Here is a 20049-nt window from a genome sequence, read left to right as displayed (position 1 = left end):
GCTCTCAGGCGGGCGGCATCAGGTCGGCCAGCAGCGCGACGTCGCGCAGCAGGGCGACCGCGGAGCGCACGACCGGGACGGCGGCGACGGCGCCGGAGCCCTCGCCGAGGCGCAGGCCGAGGTCGAGGACCGGCTCGAGGCCGAGCTTCTCCAGCGCCAGCGACTGGGCCGGCTCGGTGGAGCGGTGCCCGGCGGCGAACCACGCGGCAGCGCCGGGCGCGATCCGGTCGGCGGTCAGCGCACAGGCGACGGACATCAGCCCGTCGAGGAGCACGGGTACGCCGCTCTCGGCCGCCTGCAGCAGGTAGCCCACGGTCGCGGCGAGGTCGGCGCTGCCGACGGCCTGCAGGGTCTGGACGGGGTCGGCGAGCCGGTCGCCGGCGCGGTCGAGCGCCTGCTGGACGACGACCTGCTTGTGCTCGAGGGCGGCGTCGTCGACGCCGGTGCCGCGGCCGGTCACCTCGGCGGCGGGCAGGCCGAGGGCGGCGGCCACCATCGCCGACGCCGGGGTCGTGTTGCCGATGCCCATGTCACCGGACAGCAGGAGCTGGGCACCTGCCGCGATCTCCTCGCGGGCGACCGCCCGGCCGGCCTCGATCGCGGCCGCGGTCTCCTCGGCGCTGAGCGCGTCCTCGACGTGGATCGCGCCGCTGCCGCGGCGGACCTTGTGCGCCTGGACGTCGGCGGGGACGCCCTCGAGGTCGTCGTCGACGCCGATGTCGAGCACCCGGACGTTGACGCCGTGGGCGCCGGCCAGCGCGGAGACGCCTGCCTTGCCGAGCACGAAGGTGCGCACCATCGCCGGGGTGATCGCCGGGGGATAGGCCGAGACGCCGTGCTGGGCGACCCCGTGGTCGCCGGCGAAGATCACCAGCCGGACGTTGTCGAGGGGCGCCGGCGGGCACTGGCCCTGGGTCGCCGCGACCCAGACGCCGAGCTCACCGAGGCGGCCGAGCGCCCCGGCGGGGGTCGCCAGCCCGGCGAGCCGCTCCGCGGCGGCATTCCGTACGGCGGGATCGGGCGCGACGATGGCGTTCATGGAGCCGCACGCTACCGCGAACGAAAGTGCACCGGATCACTCATATAAGGTGGCTGGTCTTCGTCCGGGCGAGCTGAGGAGACTGCACATGCGACGACGTCGATGGCCGAGGTGGTCGAGCGGGCCGGGATGGCTGCGGTGGGCGGCCGCCGTGGCGGTGCTGCTGGGGGTCGCGGCGACCGCGCTGCCCGCGGGCGCCGCGGCACCGGGCGTCGTACGACAGGATGCCGAGGGGGACGCCCCGCGGGTGGTCCGGGTCGGCACCGAGGGCACCTACCCGCCGTTCTCCTTCCACGAGTCCGGGTCGCCCGACGTCACCGGCTACGACATCGAGGTCATCAAGGCGGTCGCGGAGAAGGCCGGCTGGGAGCTCCGGTTCGTCGAGACCCAGTGGGACGCGATCTTCCCGGCGCTCGACGCCGGGCGCATCGACGTGATCGCCAACCAGGTGTCGTGGAACGAGGAGCGCGCCGCGAGGTACGGCCTCTCCGAGCCCTACACCTACTCCGAGGGCGTGATCGTCACCCGCGCCGACGAGGACGACATCACCACGCTCGCCGACCTCAAGGGCCGTACGACGGCGCAGTCGTCGACCAGCAACTGGGCCCAGGTCGCCCGGGACGCGGGTGCGAAGGTCGAGGCGGTCGAGGGCTTCGCCCAGGCGGCCGCGCTGCTCCGGCAGGGCCGCGTCGACGCCATCCTCAACGACAACATCGCGGCGCTGGACTACCTCGCCAACACCGGCTCCGACGACGTCAAGATCGCCGGCGTCGCCGAGGGCCAGGAGACCGAGCAGGTCCTCGCCTTCCGCCAGGACGACGCCGACCTGCTCGCCGAGGCGAACGCCGCGCTCGAAGCACTGGCCGCCGACGGCACCCTCACCGAGATCTCGGAGAAGTACTTCAAGGCCGACGTCTCCGTCGAGGGCGGCGCCGCCGACGTCGACGTCACGGACGCGCGCAAGCGTTCGTCGAACTGGCAGGTGCTGAAGGACGAGGCCTGGCCGATGCTGAAGGGGGTCGTCCGGATCACCTTGCCGTTGACGGCGATCAGCTTCGCCGTCGGACTGGTCCTCGCCGTCGCCGTCGCGCTGGCCCGGATCTCGCGGAGCAGGATCCTGTCCGGCCTCGCCCGCGGCTTCGTGTCGGTGATCCGAGGGACGCCGCTGCTGCTGCAGCTGTTCATCGTCTTCTTCGGGCTGCCGGAGCTCGGCATCAAGCTGGACTCGTTCGTCGCGGCGGTGCTCGCGTTCGGCCTCAACGTCGCCGGGTACGCCGCCGAGATCGTCCGCTCCGCCATCCTCGCCGTGCCCAAGGGCCAGTTCGAGGCCGCCCAGACCATCGGCCTCGACTACTCCCAGACGCTGCGCCGGATCGTGTTCCCCCAGGCCCTCCGCACCGCCGTACCGCCACTGTCGAACACGCTGCTGTCGTTGCTCAAGGACACCTCGCTGGTGTCGGTGCTGCTGCTCACCGATGTCACCCGGGTGGCGCAGGTCGCGGCCGGCCGGACCAACGAGTTCCTGCTGCTCTACGCGTTCGCCGGGCTCTACTACTGGATCATCTGCACCCTCCTCTCGTCGGCGCAGGGGCGCCTCGAGACCCGACTCGACAGGTACGTGGCGAAATGACCGAGACCACTGCTGCTGACGAGATCCGCGTCCGCGGACTGACGAAGTCCTTCGGCGACCACCCGGTGCTGCGGGGCATCGACCTGACCGCAGCCCGCGGCACCTCGACGGTCCTGCTCGGCCCGTCCGGGTCCGGCAAGACCACCCTGCTGCGCTCGCTCAACGTCCTCGAGCGGCCCGACGCGGGTGTGGTCGGCATCGGCGACGTGGAGGTCGACTTCGCGAGCCTGCCGGAGGGCAAGGCGGGGCAGCGCGAGATCGCCCGGCTCCGCGCGCAGTCCGGCTTCGTCTTCCAGTCCCACAACCTCTTCCCGCACAAGAGCGTGCTGGACAACGTGATCGAGGGGCCGGTCGTCGCGCAGAAGCGGCCGAAGGACGAGGCGGTCGCCGACGCGCGCGTGCTGCTGGAGCAGGTCGGGCTCGCGGACCGCGCGGACGCCTACCCGTTCCAGCTCTCGGGCGGCCAGCAGCAACGGGTCGGCATCGCCCGCGCGCTCGCCCTGCGTCCGGAGGTCGTGCTCTTCGACGAGCCGACCTCCGCGCTCGATCCCGAGCTGGTGGGGGAGGTGCTCGCGGTCATCCGCGACCTGGCCGAGCAGGGCTGGACGATGGTGGTCGTCACCCACGAGATCCACTTCGCCCGCAAGGTCGCCGACCAGGTGCTCTTCCTTGACGGCGGCCGGATCGTGGAGGCCGGCCCGCCCGAGCAGGTGCTGGAGGCGCCGCGCACCGAGCGGGCCCGGCAGTTCCTGCGGCGGATCCTCGACCCGGGCTGACCGGTACGGTCCTGCGGTGGCCCACACCGTCCTCGTCGTCCCCGTCCCCGCGCTGGAGGACCACGTGCGCGGACGCTGGGCGCACTACGAGCCGGAGTGGGTCTCGCAGGACCCCGCGTTCACCCACGCGCACATCACCGCGCTGGCGCCCTTCCTGCCGGAGCCGTCGTCCGACGACCTGGCGGCGGTCGCCCGGATCGCCCGTACGACGCCGGCATTCTCCTACACGCTCGCCGACGTCGCCGCGTTCCCCGACGGCATCATCCACCTGGTGCCGTCGCCGCCCGGCCCGTTCGCCGCGCTGACGGCTGCGCTGTGGGAGCGGTTCCCGCAGTGCCCGCCCTACGCGGGGGAGTTCGCGGACGTCGTACCTCATCTCACGCTGGACCAGTCGTCGGCCGACGTGTCCCTCGAGTCGGTCCGGACGACCCTCGCCCACCGGCTGCCCGTGCGGACGGTCGCGGACCGGCTCGAGCTGCACCGGTACGCCGAGGGGGACTGCCGGGTGCTCGCCTCGTGGCGGCTTGGTCAGTGAGCGAGCTTGAGGCCGACCACGCAGCCCACCAGGCCGAGGATCAGCAGGACCCGCACGAGGCTGACCGACTCCTCGCCCGAGGCCATCGCGATCACCACGGTGAGCGCCGCGCCGATCCCGACCCACACGGCGTACGCCGTACCGACCGGCAGGGTGCGCATGGCGTAGCCGAGCCCGCCCATGCTCGCCACGAGTGCCACCAGGAACACGATCGACGGCGCCAGCCGTGAGAACCCCTCGCTGCGGGAGAGCGCCGTCGCCCAGACCGCCTCGAGCCCTCCGGAGACCACCAGCACCAACCACGCCATGACTGCCACGTCCTTCGTGGCCGTCTTGTCGCGCTCCGGGTACGGCTCCCTCGTCCGGCGGCCGGTCCCGGCCGTGCCTCCAGTCTAGGTCGCGCCGGGCTCGGGCCCCGAACTCAGACGTGGCCGCTGAGCTGCGCCAGGCGGGTCGCGAGGGCGTCCACCATGGCGGCCGCCTGCTTCGGCGGCAGCGTCGAGCCACGCTCGCCACCCTGGCTGGACACCGGGAGCACGTCGATCGACAGCCGCGCGCCGCCGGCCAGGGCCCGCAGCTCGTCGACCTTGTCGCCGAAGGGCGTGCCGCTGCCGGGGGAGTAGTAGCGGACGACCTCGTCGATGTCGTCGGCGAACAGGTCGGCCTTGGTCACCGCGATCACCAGCCAGACCGGCTTGTCGCGGCGCACGGCCATCGACGCGATCCGGTGCGCCGTGATCGTCCAGTCCTCCAGCTCGGCGGCGAGCTGCTCCTCACGGGTGGCGCTCGCCGCACCGGTCGTGCCGGCCGTACGACGGGGCGTCGCGTGGCCGTTGGCGACCACGTGGATCACGCCGTCGACGGGCTCGTCGTGGAACACCTCGTCCAGTGCGCCGAGCCGGGTCGCGGCGTTGTCGCCCGGGACGACGAGGAAGCGGAAGCCGTGCAGCCGGCGCGAGCGGCGGGTACGCCGCTCCATCACCGCCGAGCCGACCTCGGCCGCGCCCCCGTTGGTGCTGCGCCGGGAGAGCCGGTCGGCGAGCTGGGTCTTGCCCACGCCCGTCATGCCGGTGACGGCGACGGTGGGGAAGCGGCGCCGGAACAGGCCCCGCACGCGCTCCGGCGCGGCAGCCAGGCCACCGAGCACGCCGGTGGCGACGGTCGCCCCGACGGCGGCGCGGCTCGAGCGGGGCAGGATCGTGCGGTAGCGGGCGGTTCGGGACACGACGCCTCCTGGGGCCGTCGGTGACGGGTCGCCCCGAGCCTACGTTCCGGCACTAGATGAGGAAGTCCAAGCTCTCGCACGCTGAGCCCTTGGACTTGCTCATCTAGCCTGAGGTGATGGCGAGGAGGCGCAGCCGCCGGGCGACGGTCGACGACGTGCACGACCTGGCGCTCGCGATGCCGCACGTGCGCATCGTCGAGGGCACGAAGGGACGGCCCGTCTACCAGGTGGGCGGCAAGTCGTTCGTGTTCTTCCGCAACCCCCGCCCCGACGCCGTCGACCCGCAGACGGGGGAGCGGTACGACGACGTGATCGTCCTCTGGGTCGCCGACGAGGGCGACAAGCTCGCGCTCGTCCAGGACGACACGACCCCGTTCTTCACCACGCCCCACTTCGACGGCCACCCGTCGGTGCTGCTGCGGGCGAGCCGGGTCGGCGAGCTCGGGTACGACGAGCTCGCCGAGGTCGTCCAGGACGCGTGGCTCGCGCAGGCCTCGCCGACCCGGCGGGCGAAGTGGCTCGCGGAGCAGACGGGTCAGGCCGGCTTGCGGGCGACGTAGAAGTAGTTGAACGGGTCGGTGCGGACCTCGTTGACCTCGACGTCGGTGAGTCCCGCCTCCTCGAGCATCCGGACCGCCGTCTGCCGGCCCCACACCGTGCCGAGGCCGGCGCCGCCACCGGCGAGGGAGACGGTCATGCAGTGCATGAGGCTGAGCGTGTAGAGGTAGGTCGCCCACGGCAGGCCTAGGTTGTTCTCCACCCCGGACTCCGCCTTGATGTCGACCATCAGGAACGTCCCGCCGGGCCGCAGCGACGTCGAGATGCCCGCGAGCACGCGGTCCGGGAAGGCCTGGTCGTGGATCGCGTCGAAGGCCGTCACGACGTCGTACGCCGCCTCCTCGCCCAGCGTCGCGACGTCACGCACGTCGAAGCTCGCGTTGGTGAGTCCCCAGTCGGCGGCCTCGGCACGGGCGGCCGCGATCGCCTCCTCGCCGAGGTCGAAGCCGACGAACCGGCTGGCCGGGTAGGCGCGGGCCAGGAGGTTGACCGCGTGCCCGGACCCGCAGCCGATGTCGGCCAGCGCCGCGCCCTCGGTCAGCCGCTCGTGCAGGCCCGGCACGACCGGTACGACGATGTCGAGCAGGCCGGCGTCGTGGGTCGCCGCTGCCTCCTCGGCCATCAGCGCGTGGAAGCGCGGGTAGTGCTCGTAGCCGAGCCCGCCGCCGTGGCGGAACCGCTCCCGCAGGTCTGGCTCGACGCCGGCCAGCATGGTGAGCATCTTCAGGCTGCGGGCGAGGTTGACCGGACCGTCGGCGGGGGTCAGGCAGGCCGCGCGCTCGGCCGGCAGCGAGTAGAGGCCGGCCTCGGCGTCGTACACGGCGACGTCACCGGCGACGATCCCGTCCAGCCACTCGCGCAGGTACCGCTCGTCGACCCCGGCCGCCTCCGCCAGCGTGGCCGTGTCGGCGGGCCCGGTGCGGGCGAGGACCTCGAGCAGGCCGAGCTCGTCGCCGATGCCGAGGAGCAGCCCGAGCGAGGCGTCGTTCATGACGCCGACCATGCGTCGCTGGAAGGCCTTGGCCGCGTCGCGGTCGAAGTCCGTCATGGCCGGGGCCGCACGCAGACCCAGCCGAGCGCCACCCCGAAGCCGGCGAGGATCGGCCCCAGCACGCTCAAACCCTTGGACTCCTCGTCGCCGATGACGCCCCACGAGACCAGCGTCAGGTAACCGCCCGCCACCACGAGGAAGAGTGCGATCGGCAGGCCGATCGCGAAGGCCGGCCACCGCGAGGGGCGGCCGTAGCGGGAGTCGTCCACGGGAGGCATGCGGTCATTTAACCTGCACCCATGGCGACCTTCACCCTCACCTGCATCGGCGACGACCGGGCAGGACTCGTCTCGGACCTCTCGGCACCGATCCACGCCCACGGCGCGAGCTGGAACCGGAGCCAGATGGCGCGACTGGGTGGGAAGTTCGCCGGCATCCTGCTCATCGACGTCCCGGACGCGAAGGCCGACGCGCTGGCTGCCGACCTCGCCGCGCTCAAGGACGCGGGACTGGTCGTGACCGTCGAGCGGACCGACGAGCCGGCCGCCGAGTCGGCTGAGTCGGCCGCGCGCTGGAACTTGGAGCTGCTCGGTGCCGACCGGCCCGGCATCGTGGCGGAGCTCTCCGCGGCGCTCGCCCGCGAGCACGTCAGCATCGAGGAGCTCGCCACTGATGTCCGCGAGGCCCCGATGGCGGGCGGCCTGCTGTTCGAGGCGAGGGCCGTCCTCGTCGCGCCGCCGGCCGCGAGCGTCGAGGCGGTGCGGGCCGTGCTGGAGGCGATCGCCGACGAGCTGATGGTGGAGATCAACCTGTCCGACGTGCCGGCGGCCTAGGCGTTTCCCGATTGCCCGGGCCCTCGTGCCCGGCCTAGCCTGTCGCTCTCGCCCCACCCCTGGGGCGGACGGGCTACGGCAGGTTCCGATCCTGTGTGGCGACCGTGATCCGTAAACAGTGGTCCGACCACATCGGCAGGGGTTGCCCGGTGGGCCGGCCTCTCGGCCGCCCGCCGGTGCCCGCCGCCCACCTAGGGTGGGTGCGTGACTGACGTGCTGGACGACGGGCCGTTCTTCCACGGCACCAAGGCGGACCTCCGGACGGGCGACCTGCTCACGGCAGGCTTCCGGTCGAACTACCGGCCCGAGGTGGTGATGAACCACATCTACTTCACCGCGCTGGTCGACGGCGCCGGTCTGGCCGCGGAGCTCGCCGCCGGCGACGGCGAGCCGCGCGTGTACGTCGTCGAGCCGACGGGGGAGTTCGAGAACGACCCCAACGTCACGGACAGGAAGTTCCCCGGCAACCCGACCCGGTCCTACCGCAGCCGGGAGCCGATCAAGGTCGTCGGCGAGGTCACCGACTGGACCCGGTTGACGCCGGAGGCGCTGCAGGGGTGGCGGGACCGGCTCGCCGAACTCGCGGCCGACGAGCGCGGCGAGATCATCAACTGAGCGAACGACCTCAGTGGTAGGTCGCCCGGTCGACCTTCGCGTGGTAGCGCTGGCCCGTCTTCCCTCCCGCGACGGCGGCGAGCAGGGTGCCGAGGAGCAGCAGCAGGGCCGTCACGATGCCTCCCGCGGTGGCGGTATCCGTCGGCACCGGGATCCGTGGGAGGTCGACACGGTCGAGGATGTTGTACTGCGCGCCCAGGGCCGCACCCGCGATCACCGCGAGCACGGTGACGACGAGGCCGATGACCCACGTGGCGACGCCCTGGCGGCCGCCGTCGAACCGCGACATCCGCCCGGCGACGTACCCACCGGCGAAGTAGGCCAGCGCCATCACGACGACGACGGCGATCGCGGCGGCGAGGCTGACCGTGCCGGCCTCCCGCTGGACCTGGTCCTGGGACAGGTCGTTCGCCGCGCCCACGGCGCCGGCGATCGCGCCCACGATGCTGCTCAGCAGCACCGCGCTGGCGACGGCGACCAGCCAGCCGAAGAAGGCCGCCCCCCAGTTGGCGCCCCCGTACCGGCGATGTGCGGACTCCTCGTCGATGCCTCGCGCTCGTCGCTCCGCGTCCGAGCCGAGGGCTGACGCGCCGCGCGGGATCAGCTGGTGCTGGGCCATGTCTGTCTCCTTGGAAGGTGTCCGGTCTGGCTCACATCGGGGCGGGACCGCCCGCGTCGGGCTGGTGCCGTCGCAGGCGGGTCGGGCCGTTCGTCGGCTCGGTTCCGTCGCCCTCGTCCCGGGCGGCGTGGCGGCCGGCCGTCGGCTGGCCGCCGAGGGACTCCATGACCGTGGCGTCGCTCTGCAGGCCGTAGTGGGCCCACAGGTGCAGCTCCGCCTCGGGGTCCAGGTGCCCGGCGTCCACGTCGACGTGCGGGGCGTCCTTGACCTGGTCCTTCGTGTACGGCACGAGCAGACGGTCGTCCTCCAGCACCGCGTCGCGGACCGGGACGAACGACTCGCGGTGCGCGAAGAGCCCCGTCCGGACCGTCACGAACTCGGGCTGCCGGGTGCTGTCGTCGAGGAAGAGCTGGCCGACCTTGCCCAGCTTCTCGCCGTCACTGCCGTGGGCGGTCGACCCGATGACGTCCTGCCACTGGCTCTCGGTCAGCATCACTGCTCCTGTCTGTCGTCCGGGATGTGACAGGCGTTACCCGAGCCCGAGGACGGCAGACGCCCGGGATGCGGCGCGAGGGCTGGGCGGCAATGGCCGAGAGGGGACGGGCTGGCCTGTAAGCCGGGTTCTGTCCCTCGTTGCCGAGGGGGCGACCATCCATCTAGGGCTGCCGTTGCCGACAGCCTCGAGCGACCTACCCGCACACTCGGGCGAGCCGCCCTCGGACGTGTGCTGTCTGGTCTTGCTCCGGGTGGGGTTTGCCGAGCTGCACCGGTCGCCCGGTGCACTGGTGGGCTCTTGCCCCACCGTTTCACCCTTACCTCCGGCGGACCGGAGGCGGTCTGTTCTCTGTGGCACTGTCCCGCGGGTCACCCCGGGTGGGTGTTACCCACCACCCTGCTCTGTGGAGCCCGGACTTTCCTCGGGACCCGACGCCTCGCGGCGGTGGGTCCCGCGGTCGCCCGACCAGCCCGTCCGCGGCTCACTCTAGGGAACAACCGAGCCCGACGGACAGTTGAAGGCGACATGAACGAGACGACGCAGCCGGACATCCGCATCCAGGCGCCCGCGATCGCCCCGTTTGCATTGGGCAGGCCGGGCGCCACCACCCACCACGCCAGCGCCTACCGCACGGCGCACGACCTGCTCGGCCGGCGCGCGCCCCGCGAGGCCCTCGAGGTCCTCGAGCCCGCGCTCGAGGAGGAGCCCACCAACCGTGGCCTCCGCTCGCTGCGCGCCTGGGCCTACCTGATGCGCGCCCAGCTGCAGAAGGCGCACGACGAGCTGCGCCAGCTGGTCGACGAGGACCCGTCCGACGCGTGGTCGCGCCACGCCCTCGGTCGCTCGCTGGAGCGCCAGTCGAAGTACGACGAGGCGCTGCCGCACCTGCGCCTGGCCGCCGCGATGACCGGCGACCCCGAGCACGAGTACGACGTCCTGCGGGTCGAGCGCCTCGCCGGCAAGGTCGGCTGACGGGTCCAGGGGTCTCGAGACGGTCGCTGCGCGACCTCCTCGACCACCGGAGGCCCACGTCAGACGCGCGACCTCCTCGACCACCGGGGTTCACGCCAGGCGCGTGACCTCGACGCTGACGTCGAGCGCCGCCGTCTGCGCGCCGGTGTAGATCCCGCGCAGCGGCGGCACGTCGGTGTAGTCGCGCCCGTGCCCGATCGCGACGTACCGCTCGCTGGGCGCCGTGGCGGTCGTCGGGTCGAAGGCCTGCCAGCCGTCGTCCCACCACTCCAGCCACGCGAACGGGTTGCCGGTGACCGTCTCCCCGACGACGGGGGACTCGACGGGGTGCACGTAGCCCGACACGTAACGGGCCGGGATCCCGAGGGTGCGCAGGCCGCCGATGGCCAGGTGGACCATGTCCTGGCCGACCCCGGCGCGCTGGTCCCACGCGTCGGCCGCGGTCGACTCCACGTCGGTCACACCGGGCAGGAAGTCGATCTGCGCCGTCACCAGCCGGCACACGGCGCGGGCGGCGTCACCGGGCAGGTCCGCCCCGGCCCCGATGTCCTTGACGAGCTCCTCGAAGTCGGGCGTCGGGGCGACCAGGTCGGAGACCACGAGGAACTCCGTCCACCGGTCGCGCACCTCCCGCTCGCCGTACGACGACCAGGTGGAGCGCGCCTCGGGCTCGGCGCCGACCCGGTTGACCTGCACCGTCGACGTCGCGGTGACGGTCATCGACTCGTGCGGGTCGACGACCTCGAACGCCGTGACCGCGCATCCGAAGTAGTCGGTGTAGGAGTAGGTCCACGGCTTCGGGCTGACGTCGAGGCGGTGGTGCACGACGATCTGCTCGGGCGTGGTCACCGGCGTCATCCGTGCCTGGTTGTACGACGCCATGGCGCCGCCGTCGTAGACGTACTCCGACGTGTGCACGATCCGCAGCTGCATGTTCACGCGCCCACTCCCTTCCACGCGAGGGCCTCCGACCCGGCGAAGTACCGCCGGGAGATCGCGTCGGTCGCGGCCGCGCACGTGCGTTGCAGTCGTTCCATCTCGTCGGGCAGGTCCTCGACGAGGTCGGTCAGCGAGCGGTACTCCAGCTCGGCCCGCGTCCGCCCGATCAGCCGCTGCGCCTCGTCCTGGAAGCCGGCCCGCCGCGGGTCGCCGGTCAGGTTGACCAGCGCCTGCTCGGCCCGGTCGAGCGCGAAGACCACCGAGCGCGGGAAGAGCCGGTCGAGCAGCAGGAACTCCGCCGCCGCCCGATCCGTCTCGATCCCGCGGTAGGTGCGGAGGAAGGCGTCGTACGCGCCGGACGCGCGCAGCGCCGAGGTCCACTGCCCGGCGCCGCTCGACAACGCGGTCGTCGCGACCAGTCGCGAGGTCATGTCGGCGCGCTCGATGTTGCGGCCGAGCATGATGAACTGCCAGCCCTCGTCGCGGGTCATCGTCGCGTCGGCGGTGCCGTTGATCAGTGCCGCCCGCTCCCGCACCCAGCTGAAGATGTACGGCGGCCGGAGGGCCTCGAAGTGCCCGGACGGGATCGGGCGCCAGGTGGTGTTGATGGCCTCCCACAGCGGGACGGTCAGCGTCTCCCGGGCCCCTCGGGCGGACTCGCGCGCGGAGCCGATGATCGCCGCGATCGAGCTGGGCGACTGGGGGTCGTAGGCGAGCAGCCGCAGCACCTGGTCGATCGTGACCGCGCCGAACATGTCGACCCCGGCCTCGGCGGCGTCGGCGGGCTCGATGCCCATGCACGACAGGAGGTCGCGGCAGGTCTGCGCCTCGTCGATGGTGGCGTCCTCGAGCAGCAACTGGGTCTGCACGTCGAGGATGCGGGCGGTGTCGTCGGCCCGCTCGATGTAGCGGCCGATCCAGAACAGCGACTCGGCGATCCGGCTGAGCATCACTCCACCGCCCCGGACGGCAGGTGGGTCTGCTGTTGCTGCTGTTGCTGTTGCTGCTGCTCCGGTCCCGTCGGTCCGGCCAGCACCCACGTGTCCTTGGTGCCACCGCCGCGGGAGGAGTTCACGATCAGCTCGCCCTTGCCGAGCGCGACGCGGGTGAGCCCGCCGGGCAGCACCCACACGCGGTTGCCGTCGTTGACCGCGAACGGCCGCAGGTCGACGTGGCGCGGCCCGAGCTCGCCGTCGACGAAGGTCGGCACCGTCGAGAGCTGCACGACCGGCTGCGCGATCCAGGACCGCGGGTCCTCGAGGATCTTCGCGCGCAGCTCGTCGAGCTCGGCGCGGTCGGCGCGCGGCCCGATCACGATGCCCTTGCCGCCCGACCCGTCGACCGGCTTCAGCACCAGCTCGTCGAGCCGGTCGAGGACCTCCTCGCGCGCCTCCGACTCGCCACACCGCCAGGTGTCGACGTTGCGGATGACCGGCTCCTCGTCGAGGTAGTAGCGGATCACGTCCGGCATGTAGGTGTAGACGAGCTTGTCGTCGGCGACACCGTTGCCGACCGCGTTCGCGATCGTCACGTTGCCGGCGCGCGCCGCGTCGATCAGGCCCGGGCAGCCCAGCATCGAGTCGGCCCGGAAGTGCACCGGGTCGAGGAACTCGTCGTCGACGCGCCGGTAGATCACGTGGACCGGCGCGAGGCCCTTGGTGGTCCGCATCATCACCTCGCCGCGCCGGCAGACCAGGTCGCGACCCTCGACGAGCTCGACGCCCATTGTCCGGGCCAGCAGCGTGTGCTCGAAGTAGGCGCCGTTGTAGACGCCCGGGGTGAGGACGACGACCGTCGGGTCCGCGACGCCGGCAGGAGCCGCGGCCCGCAGCGCCGCCAGCAGCTTCTGCGGGTAGCCGGCCACCGGCCGGATCCGGTGCTGGGCGATCGTCTCCGGCAGCGCCGAGGAGATCGCCCGGCGGCTGGTCATCACGTAGGAGACCCCCGACGGCACCCGCACGTTGTCCTCGAGCACCCGGAACTCGCCGTTGTTGTCGCGGATCAGGTCGATCCCCGAGACGTGCACCCGCACGCCGTTGGCCGGACGGATGGTCGCGGCCTGCCGGTGGAAGTGGGAGCTGGTGGTGATCACCTGGCGGGGGAGCACCCCGTCCTCGAAGACGTGCCCGGCGTCGTACACGTCGGCGAGGAGCATCTCGAGCGCCTTGACCCGCTGCTGCAGGCCCTTCTCGATGGTCGTCCAGGTGTCCATCTCGATGACGCGCGGGAGGATGTCGAGCGGCATCGCCCGCTCCTCGCCGCCGATGTCGAAGGTGATGCCCTGGTCGAGATAGCTCGCCTGCAGCGCCTCGACGCGACTGATCAGCTCGGGGGTGCTCATCTTGTCGAGCGAGTCGCGCATCCGCAGGTACGGCGGCCGGAGCTCGCCGCCGCCGTCGAACATCTCGTCGTAGGCAGGTCCGGTGGTCCCGTAGCCCTCGAACATCGTGCTCATGACCGGACATTAGCGGCGTCCTGTAACACGCGTGTTGCACCACGCGACGCTCTCGTCGCAGGAGAGTAGGTTTCGGGGCATGGCGAATGAAGGTGAGTACTGGTTCTGCCTCAAGCACCACGCCGTCGAGGGTGTCGAGGGCTGCCCCAACAAGGACCGGCTCGGCCCCTACGCGACCGAGGCCGAGGCGGCCCGGGCCCTGGAGCACGCGGCGGAGAACACCGCGGCCTGGGACAACGACCCGGCCTGGAACGACGACGCCCCCGAGCAGCAGGCCGAGTAGCCCGTTGTTCCGCCGTCGCCGCCGGATCCGCCCGGCGGCCATCGACCCTGCCACCGGGAAGCACATCTCGCCGCTGCCCTTCATCGGGCTGGTGCTGGTCCTCTCGTCGCTGTTCCTCTACGCGTTCTCCGGACTGCTGGCGCCGGTGTGGGCGGTCGTCGTGCTGCTGCTCACCTGGTTCGTCATGTTCGTGCTCTGCTTCGTCTGGTGGACACCCCACCCGCGACGCGTCGTGCTGCTGGGCGTCGTGAGCTGGGCGTGGTGGTTCGTCGCGATCACCGCCGGCGGGGTCCTCCTCGACTGGACGGCCTGAGGTGGCCGGTCAGCCCCGCCGCCGCCTCGCCCCCGAGGTACGACGTGCGCAGCTCATCTCCGTCGCCGAGGACGTCTTCGTCCGCCTCGGCTACCAGGGCACGGCGGTCGAGGACATCGCCGCGGCGGCCGGGGTGACCCGCACCCTCATCTACAAGTACTTCGCCGACAAGGACGAGATCTACCTCGAGTGCCTCCGCGCGGCTCGCGCCGAGCTCGATGCCGCCGTCGTCACCGCGGCCGGGGGAGCGCAGACCCCCGAGGACCAGCTGCGCGCCGGGTTCGGCGCCTACTTCCTGTTCGTGCGCGACCGCGGCTCGGCGTGGGACGTGCTCTTCGGCGGCGGCGCCGCGATCGCCGGGCGCGTCGCCGAGGCCGCCGGCCGCCACCGCTACGAGACCGCCGAGGTCATCGCCGGCCTCGTCCGCGCGGCCGCCCCGGGCCTCGACGAGGAGTCCGCGTCCGCGTACGCACACGCGATCTCCGGCGCCGGAGAGCAGGCCGCCAAGTGGTGGCGCCACCACCCCGAGGTCACCGCCGAGACGATGGTCGAGCGGATGATGGACGCGCTGTGGACCGGGCTGGAGCGGATCGCGGAGCGGAACGGCTGACGACGCTGCGGCAAGATGGCCCCATGGCCATCCAGATCGCCCAGGACCCCGCCGCCGACAAGGTGCTCGCCGAGAGCCCCTTCGCTCTCCTCGCGGGGATGATGCTGGACCAGCAGTTCCCGATGGAGCGTGCGTTCGCCGGCCCGGCGAAGGTGCTCGAGCGGTTCGGGAGCCTGGAGCCGGCGGCGATCGCGGCGGCCGACCCGGAGAGGTTCTCCGAGCTGTGCCGGACCCCGCCCGCCATCCACCGGTACGGCGGCTCGATGGCCGCTCGCCTGCAGGAGCTCGCCCGGGTCGTCGTCGACGAGTACGACGGCGACGCGTCGCGCATCTGGACCGAGGCGTCCGACGGCAAGGACCTGCTCAAGCGGATCCAGGGCCTGCCCGGCTTCGGCAAGCAGAAGGCACAGATCTTCACGGCCCTCGTGGCGAAGCAGCTCGGCGTCCGGCCGGCGGGCTGGGAGAAGGCCGCGGGCGACTATGCACTCGAGGGCTATCGATCGGTCGCCGACGTCGTTGACCCGGTGTCGCTGCAGAAGGTGCGCGACTACAAGAAGGCGAAGAAGGCAGCCGCCAAGGACGCGTGAACGGTGGGTGAACGCCCCCGAATGTCAGGCCGCTTCGGACCCCGTGGCAGAATGACGAAAGCGGTCTTGACGCCTCCGGGCCTCGCCGCGCCCTAGACCCGCCAGTATCGAGAGGTGTTCGTGTCCTCGAACCGTTCGGTCCCGCCCGCCGTGCTCAGCCACCCGTCCATCGTCGCGCTCATCGAGCGTGGCGCGCCCGCGGGAAGCGTGACCGCCGAGGAGGTACGCCAGGCCTTCGGCGCCGCCGATGTCGCTCCCGCCCACCTGAAGTCGTTGATGGCCCATCTCGCCGGACTCGGGATCTCCGTCGAGCTGGGTGCGCCCGTCGACCAGCGCGCGGTTGCTGCCGCCGCCCGGAAGACGGCCGCTGCCACCGCGACCACCGCCAAGAAGGCCGCACCCCCGGCCGCCAAGAAGGCCGCTGCCGCGCCTGCTGCGAAGAAGGCGGCGCCCGCGCCCGCCAAGAAGGCTGCGGCTGCGAAGAAGGACGCCGACGACGCGCCGGAGGTCGTCGACCTCGGTGAGGTCGAGGTGGCCGCCGTCGGTCCCGACGGCAAGAAGGTCCTCCCCGACATCTCCGACGAGCAGTTCGAGAAGGACGTCGCCGCCGACCCCTCCATCAAGGAGGACGAGGAGGAGGCCAGCGCCACCTCGTCGTTCGTGGTCTCGGCCGCCGACGACACCGACGAGCCGGCGCAGCAGGTCATGGTCGCCGGTGCGACCGCCGACCCGGTCAAGGACTACCTGAAGCAGATCGGCAAGGTCCCGCTCCTCAACGCCGAGATGGAGGTCGAGCTCGCCAAGCGGATCGAGGCCGGCCTGTTCTCGGAGGAGAAGCTCGGCAAGGGCGGCAAGATCACCCCGAAGCTCCAGGAGGAGCTCGAGTGGATCGCCGAGGACGGCCGCCGCGCCAAGAACCACCTGCTCGAGGCCAACCTGCGCCTCGTCGTCTCGCTCGCCAAGCGCTACACCGGTCGCGGCATGCTCTTCCTGGACCTCATCCAGGAGGGCAACCTCGGCCTGATCCGTGCGGTCGAGAAGTTCGACTACACCAAGGGCTACAAGTTCTCGACCTACGCGACGTGGTGGATCCGTCAGGCCATCACCCGCGCCATGGCCGACCAGGCCCGCACCATCCGCATCCCGGTGCACATGGTCGAGGTCATCAACAAGCTGGCCCGCGTCCAGCGGCAGATGCTGCAGGACCTCGGGCGAGAGCCCACCCCGGAGGAGCTCGCCAAGGAGCTCGACATGACGCCCGAGAAGGTCGTCGAGGTCCAGAAGTACGGCCGGGAGCCGATCTCGCTGCACACCCCGCTCGGCGAGGACGGCGACTCGGAGTTCGGTGACCTCATCGAGGACTCCGAGGCGATCGTGCCGGCCGACGCGGTCAGCTTCACGCTCCTCCAGGAGCAGCTGCACGCCGTCCTCGACACGCTCTCCGAGCGCGAGGCCGGCGTGGTGTCGATGCGCTTCGGCCTCACCGACGGCCAGCCCAAGACCCTCGACGAGATCGGCAAGGTCTACGGCGTGACCCGCGAGCGGATCCGCCAGATCGAGTCGAAGACCATGTCGAAGCTGCGGCACCCGTCGCGCTCGCAGGTCCTGCGCGACTACCTGGACTGACGGCTCCGGCTCCAGGACGGGTACGACGGTGTCGGTCATCCGCTCCGTGCTCGGCGCGCTCCTCGGTGGGCGCGCCGACGCGGCCCGGCGCGACCTGGCCGAGGCGATCGGTGACGAGCAGGTGCTGCTCGGACCCGCATCGGCCAGCTACCGCGGGTCGATCGGCGCCCACCCGCGGGTCAAGGGCAACGGCACGCTCGCGTTGACCCCGACCCGGCTGCTGTTCCGCATGGTCGTGGGAGGCCCGGTCGACGTCGACCTCGCCACCGTGACCGCAGTGAGCACGGCCAAGGCGTTCGGTGGCTCGTTCGTCGGGGGCCAGACCCACCTCGTGGTGCACACGGCAGCGGGTGACCTCGCCTGGTACGTGGCCGAGCACGAGCGGTGGCGGGCCGCGATAGAGGCTTCGGCCGCCCACTGAGGGCGCGGCCGGTCAGCACCAGCGCCAGATCCCCACGTCGCGACGCTGCGCCGAGGCCTCGACGCGCTGGTACGCCGCCCGTCGCGCGAACGGCCCGTCGCCGTACACGTAGACCTCGGCGAGCCCGCGCCCGAGCTGGGTGCGGCCGACGTCGAGCCCGTCGGCGGCGCGGTGCACGTAGCGCAACAGGCGGCGGTAGCGGTCGACGTCCACCTGGGCGGGATCGCGGTACAGGCGGACCCGGGTGCCGACCGGCAGCAGGCGGTGCATCGAGCGCGAGCCGGCCGCGCCGCCGCACTCGTGCGCGCCGAACAGGACCTCGTGCGTGTCGATGCCGAGCACGCGCACGTGGCGCACCCGGCCGGTGCGGAGGCGGACCACGACGGTGTCGCCGTCCTCGACCCGGGTGACGGTGGCGTCGTACCGGACGGCGCGGTGGGGCGTCGCGGGTGCGACCACGGGGACGCCGGGCGGCGGCGGAGCGGGCTCGTGCGCCTCGACGGCGACGAGCCCGACGGTGAGGACGGCGACCACGACAGCGAGGCAGGACAACACCCGGATCACCCCTCCATCGGACCCCGCCCGGTGCCCGGGACGGCCGACACCGTGTGGCCGACACGTGCACAGCCCGTGAACTCGGAGTCCACGGCCGTAGGCTCCCCGCATGCGCCGCCTCGGGTCCGCCGCCACCGCCCTGCTGTCCGTCCTCGCGCTCGCAGCGGGCTGCTCGCTCGCGAGGGAGGACGACGACCGTCCCGAGGTCGGGGAGTCGCCGGTGGGCGGGGCGCAGGAGGACGAGCCGACCGGGGCGGTGGAGGGCGAGCTCCGGCTGGCCCACGCCGCGGAGCCCCAGCTGTTCCGCGCCGGCGGCGGCCTGGCCCTGCTGGCGGTGCAGACGAGCGACGAGGGGGTCACCGGGCCGGTCGTCACGGCGTCGTACGACGACGGTCGCTGGTCGGCGCCGGAGCCGCTCTCGACGCTCGGGGCCCAGGCGTCGCCGCCGCACGCCGCGCTCAACGACGACGGGGCGGGCGCCGCCGTGTGGACCGAGCAGGAGGCGGGCGACGACGGGCTCGAGGCGTCGCCGCCGGTGGTCGCACGGGTGCGCGGGGCCGACGGCGCCTGGTCGCGGCGCGAGGTGCTGGACGGCTTCGCCTACGTGGAGGACGTCCAGGTGAACGCCCGTGGTGACGTCGCGGTCTACGGCTACCCCGACGACGGGCCGCGCCGGGTCGCGCTGCACCCGGCCGGCGGCAGGTGGTCCTACTCAGACCTCGAGTGGTACGACGCCGTCAGCATCGCCCTCGACGAGGACGGCGGCGTCCACGCCGCCCTGACCGGCACCGAGCGCGGTGGCGGGGGAGCCGTGCGCACGCAGTACCTCCCGCCCGGAGGGGAGTGGACCGCTCCCGAGCCGGTCGAGACCGACCCCGCCGCGACAGAGGCGGCCCGGATCGTGGTGCTGCCGGGCGGCGGCGAGGTGCTCGTGGTCGGCACGATCTCCCCGAACTGGCAGTCCACCCTCGACACGCAGCTCTACTGGGCCACGGCGCTCCAGGTCCTGGCCCGCGACAGCCGGGACGTGCCGTTCGAGGAGACCTGGGAGAAGGACGGTGCCACCCGTGCGCAGGCCACGGTGCACGGCAACTCCGTCGAGATCGCCTGGCTCCAGGAGGCCGACGGGAAGGAGGCCGACGGCGCCGAGGGCCCGGTGACCGTGCCGACGAAGGAGGTCCTCACCGTCGCCGTCCCGGGCGAGCCGGAGGAGGAGCTGGCCGAGGCGCCGGTCGAGCACACCGCCGACGACGTGCGCGGCACGATGGAGTTCGCCACGGGCAGCGGGTGCCGGGAGGCCCGCGCCGTCGTGTGGCGCCCGGTCGGCGTCGAGGACGCCCCGGGCGAGCTCAACGCGCAGGTGACGACGGGTGGGTCCTCGTCGGGGGCGGCCTGGAGCACGACGGGGGACCCGGTGGTGTACGGCCTCCAGGGCGCCCTGGCCTGCGCAGGCGGCGACGAGGCGTGGGTCGCGCGGGTCGACGACGCGCAGCAGGCGGGCAGCGCCGACCAGGAGACCCTGCGGCTGACCGACGCCACGGTCGTGGTGGCACCGCTCGGCTGACCCGAAAAACAACCGTGGCCCCGGGTGCTCCCGGGGCCACGGTGCAGCAGGTGGACGTCAGTCGGCGGCCGGCACCGGCTTGTCGTTCAGCTTGTGGGTCTCGTCGTGCACGTTGGCCGCGATCGCGCGCAGCTTGTCACCGTGCTCGCGCGCGTGGTGCGCGCAGAAGAGAAGCTCTCCGCCCGTGGTCAGCTCGACACGGAGGTAGGCCTGGGCGCCACAACGGTCGCAGCGGTCCTCCGCCGTCAGCGGGGCGCTGGGAGCAACAGCAGTCGTCATCTCGGGCCTCTCTTTCGCCTGGCTACAACACCCTCATCGGGTGACGTGTGGATCAACGTAGCGACCGGGGCAAAGATTCCCGACCGGATGTGGTCCATTGCACGTTCCTGATGAGTTCATCCCACCAC

At 72.4% G+C, this 20049-nt stretch carries 26 protein-coding genes, 1 other RNA gene and 1 riboswitch; of the genes, 14 read left to right on the top strand and 13 right to left on the bottom strand.

All coding sequences use genetic code 11. From position 1 onward, the window contains the following. Nucleotides 1–4: 4 nt before the first annotated feature. Entirely contained in the window at nt 5–1039 is a 1035-nt protein-coding gene (gene cobT, locus BJ993_RS00895; RefSeq protein ID WP_036544521.1) for a nicotinate-nucleotide--dimethylbenzimidazole phosphoribosyltransferase, read from the bottom strand. An 88-nt stretch (nt 1040–1127) separates the two neighbouring features. Between cobT and BJ993_RS00890 the strand changes: the two genes are divergently transcribed. Genes BJ993_RS00890 through BJ993_RS00880 form a run of 3 tightly spaced genes read left to right on the top strand, consistent with a single transcriptional unit; the run spans nt 1128 to nt 3980 of the window. Beyond that, nucleotides 1128–2669: an ABC transporter substrate-binding protein/permease gene (locus BJ993_RS00890; protein ID WP_179647400.1), complete on the top strand. Its 1542-nt coding sequence runs from the start codon at nt 1128–1130 to the stop codon at nt 2667–2669. Beyond that, nucleotides 2666–3445, top strand: a complete 780-nt coding sequence (locus BJ993_RS00885; protein WP_179647399.1) for an amino acid ABC transporter ATP-binding protein — start codon at nt 2666–2668, stop codon at nt 3443–3445. The genes BJ993_RS00890 and BJ993_RS00885 overlap by 4 nt, the downstream gene beginning before the upstream one ends. A 16-nt stretch (nt 3446–3461) precedes the next feature. Further along, a complete protein-coding gene (locus BJ993_RS00880; RefSeq protein WP_179647398.1) occupies nt 3462–3980 on the top strand; it encodes a 2'-5' RNA ligase family protein in 519 nt (172 codons plus the stop codon). Here the strand turns inward: BJ993_RS00880 and BJ993_RS00875 are convergent. Beyond that, a complete protein-coding gene (locus BJ993_RS00875; protein WP_179647397.1) occupies nt 3974–4288 on the bottom strand; it encodes a DMT family transporter in 315 nt (104 codons plus the stop codon). The genes BJ993_RS00880 and BJ993_RS00875 overlap by 7 nt on opposite strands. 13 nt (nt 4289–4301) lie before the next feature. After that, nucleotides 4302–4366: riboswitch (guanidine-III (ykkC-III) riboswitch) on the bottom strand. 35 nt (nt 4367–4401) lie between these two features. Further along, nucleotides 4402–5205 (bottom strand): DEAD/DEAH box helicase family protein, encoded by an 804-nt coding sequence (locus tag BJ993_RS00870; RefSeq protein WP_051932139.1) that lies wholly within the window; start codon nt 5203–5205, stop codon nt 4402–4404. Between the two features lie 116 nt (nt 5206–5321). Between BJ993_RS00870 and BJ993_RS00865 the strand changes: the two genes are divergently transcribed. Further along, a complete protein-coding gene (locus tag BJ993_RS00865; protein ID WP_179647396.1) occupies nt 5322–5765 on the top strand; it encodes an MmcQ/YjbR family DNA-binding protein in 444 nt (147 codons plus the stop codon). Here BJ993_RS00865 and BJ993_RS00860 read toward each other — a convergent pair. Together BJ993_RS00860 and BJ993_RS00855 are read right to left on the bottom strand one after the other, a co-directional pair. Then, nucleotides 5741–6811, bottom strand: coding sequence for a class I SAM-dependent methyltransferase (locus BJ993_RS00860; RefSeq protein ID WP_179647395.1), 1071 nt, complete (start codon nt 6809–6811; stop codon nt 5741–5743). The genes BJ993_RS00865 and BJ993_RS00860 overlap by 25 nt on opposite strands. Further along, entirely contained in the window at nt 6808–7032 is a 225-nt protein-coding gene (locus BJ993_RS00855; RefSeq protein WP_179647394.1) for a hypothetical protein, read from the bottom strand. Before BJ993_RS00855 ends, BJ993_RS00860 begins: the two co-directional genes overlap by 4 nt. Nucleotides 7033–7053: 21 nt before the next feature. On the opposite strand from BJ993_RS00855, the gene BJ993_RS00850 reads away from it, so the two are divergent. After that, nucleotides 7054–7587, top strand: coding sequence for a glycine cleavage system transcriptional repressor (locus BJ993_RS00850; protein WP_179647393.1), 534 nt, complete (start codon nt 7054–7056; stop codon nt 7585–7587). Between the two features lie 204 nt (nt 7588–7791). After that, nucleotides 7792–8202, top strand: coding sequence for an NAD(+)--rifampin ADP-ribosyltransferase (gene arr, locus BJ993_RS00845; RefSeq protein ID WP_179647392.1), 411 nt, complete (start codon nt 7792–7794; stop codon nt 8200–8202). Between the two features lie 10 nt (nt 8203–8212). Here the strand turns inward: arr and BJ993_RS00840 are convergent, their stop codons facing one another. From BJ993_RS00840 to rnpB, 3 genes are all read right to left on the bottom strand, one after another. Next, a complete protein-coding gene (locus BJ993_RS00840) occupies nt 8213–8821 on the bottom strand; it encodes a hypothetical protein (RefSeq protein ID WP_179647391.1) in 609 nt (202 codons plus the stop codon). Between the two features lie 31 nt (nt 8822–8852). Next, entirely contained in the window at nt 8853–9314 is a 462-nt protein-coding gene (locus BJ993_RS00835) for a PRC-barrel domain-containing protein (protein ID WP_179647390.1), read from the bottom strand. A gap of 103 nt (nt 9315–9417) precedes the next feature. After that, an RNA gene (gene rnpB, locus BJ993_RS00830) (RNase P RNA component class A) lies at nt 9418–9790 on the bottom strand. Nucleotides 9791–9842: 52 nt separating this feature from the next. Here rnpB and BJ993_RS00825 point away from each other — a divergent pair. Then, nucleotides 9843–10289 (top strand): tetratricopeptide repeat protein, encoded by a 447-nt coding sequence (locus BJ993_RS00825; RefSeq protein ID WP_179647389.1) that lies wholly within the window; start codon nt 9843–9845, stop codon nt 10287–10289. 90 nt (nt 10290–10379) lie between these two features. On the opposite strand, the gene BJ993_RS00820 is transcribed toward BJ993_RS00825, so the two are convergent. From BJ993_RS00820 to BJ993_RS00810, 3 genes are read right to left on the bottom strand one after another with little or no spacing between them, the layout of a single operon-like run. Beyond that, complete coding sequence (locus tag BJ993_RS00820) at nt 10380–11222, bottom strand: transglutaminase family protein (protein ID WP_179651865.1); 843 nt, start codon at nt 11220–11222, stop codon at nt 10380–10382. 2 nt (nt 11223–11224) lie between these two features. Continuing rightward, entirely contained in the window at nt 11225–12178 is a 954-nt protein-coding gene (locus BJ993_RS00815) for an alpha-E domain-containing protein (RefSeq protein WP_036544580.1), read from the bottom strand. Further along, on the bottom strand, nt 12178–13683 hold the full coding sequence (locus tag BJ993_RS00810; RefSeq protein WP_036544582.1) for a circularly permuted type 2 ATP-grasp protein: 1506 nt from the start codon (nt 13681–13683) through the stop codon (nt 12178–12180). Before BJ993_RS00810 ends, BJ993_RS00815 begins: the two co-directional genes overlap by 1 nt. A 79-nt stretch (nt 13684–13762) precedes the next feature. Between BJ993_RS00810 and BJ993_RS00805 the strand changes: the two genes are divergently transcribed. From BJ993_RS00805 to BJ993_RS00780, 6 genes are all read left to right on the top strand, one after another. Continuing rightward, nucleotides 13763–13966: a hypothetical protein gene (locus BJ993_RS00805; RefSeq protein WP_036544584.1), complete on the top strand. Its 204-nt coding sequence runs from the start codon at nt 13763–13765 to the stop codon at nt 13964–13966. 4 nt (nt 13967–13970) lie between these two features. Continuing rightward, nucleotides 13971–14279 (top strand): hypothetical protein, encoded by a 309-nt coding sequence (locus tag BJ993_RS00800; RefSeq protein ID WP_051932144.1) that lies wholly within the window; start codon nt 13971–13973, stop codon nt 14277–14279. A gap of 1 nt (nt 14280) precedes the next feature. After that, on the top strand, nt 14281–14889 hold the full coding sequence (locus tag BJ993_RS00795; protein ID WP_179647388.1) for a TetR/AcrR family transcriptional regulator: 609 nt from the start codon (nt 14281–14283) through the stop codon (nt 14887–14889). A gap of 23 nt (nt 14890–14912) precedes the next feature. Beyond that, nucleotides 14913–15476: an HhH-GPD-type base excision DNA repair protein gene (locus tag BJ993_RS00790; RefSeq protein ID WP_179647387.1), complete on the top strand. Its 564-nt coding sequence runs from the start codon at nt 14913–14915 to the stop codon at nt 15474–15476. A gap of 114 nt (nt 15477–15590) precedes the next feature. Further along, nucleotides 15591–17102: an RNA polymerase sigma factor gene (locus BJ993_RS00785; RefSeq protein ID WP_036544589.1), complete on the top strand. Its 1512-nt coding sequence runs from the start codon at nt 15591–15593 to the stop codon at nt 17100–17102. Between the two features lie 28 nt (nt 17103–17130). Beyond that, nucleotides 17131–17523 (top strand): hypothetical protein, encoded by a 393-nt coding sequence (locus BJ993_RS00780; RefSeq protein ID WP_179647386.1) that lies wholly within the window; start codon nt 17131–17133, stop codon nt 17521–17523. Nucleotides 17524–17535: 12 nt separating this feature from the next. Here BJ993_RS00780 and BJ993_RS00775 read toward each other — a convergent pair whose 3' ends face one another. Then, on the bottom strand, nt 17536–18087 hold the full coding sequence (locus tag BJ993_RS00775; RefSeq protein ID WP_179647385.1) for a thermonuclease family protein: 552 nt from the start codon (nt 18085–18087) through the stop codon (nt 17536–17538). Nucleotides 18088–18187: 100 nt separating this feature from the next. Between BJ993_RS00775 and BJ993_RS00770 the strand changes: the two genes are divergently transcribed. Continuing rightward, nucleotides 18188–19642, top strand: a complete 1455-nt coding sequence (locus tag BJ993_RS00770) for a hypothetical protein (protein WP_179647384.1) — start codon at nt 18188–18190, stop codon at nt 19640–19642. A gap of 57 nt (nt 19643–19699) precedes the next feature. Here BJ993_RS00770 and BJ993_RS00765 read toward each other — a convergent pair whose 3' ends face one another. After that, complete coding sequence (locus tag BJ993_RS00765; protein WP_036544597.1) at nt 19700–19921, bottom strand: DUF7455 domain-containing protein; 222 nt, start codon at nt 19919–19921, stop codon at nt 19700–19702. Between the last annotated feature and the right edge of the window lie 128 nt (nt 19922–20049).

Source organism: Nocardioides aromaticivorans, from assembly GCF_013408525.1.
Classification (GTDB): Bacteria; Actinomycetota; Actinomycetes; order Propionibacteriales; family Nocardioidaceae; genus Nocardioides; species Nocardioides aromaticivorans.
The sequence above is the reverse complement of the archived record's forward strand: the minus strand, read 5'-3'. Positions and strand labels throughout refer to the sequence as shown.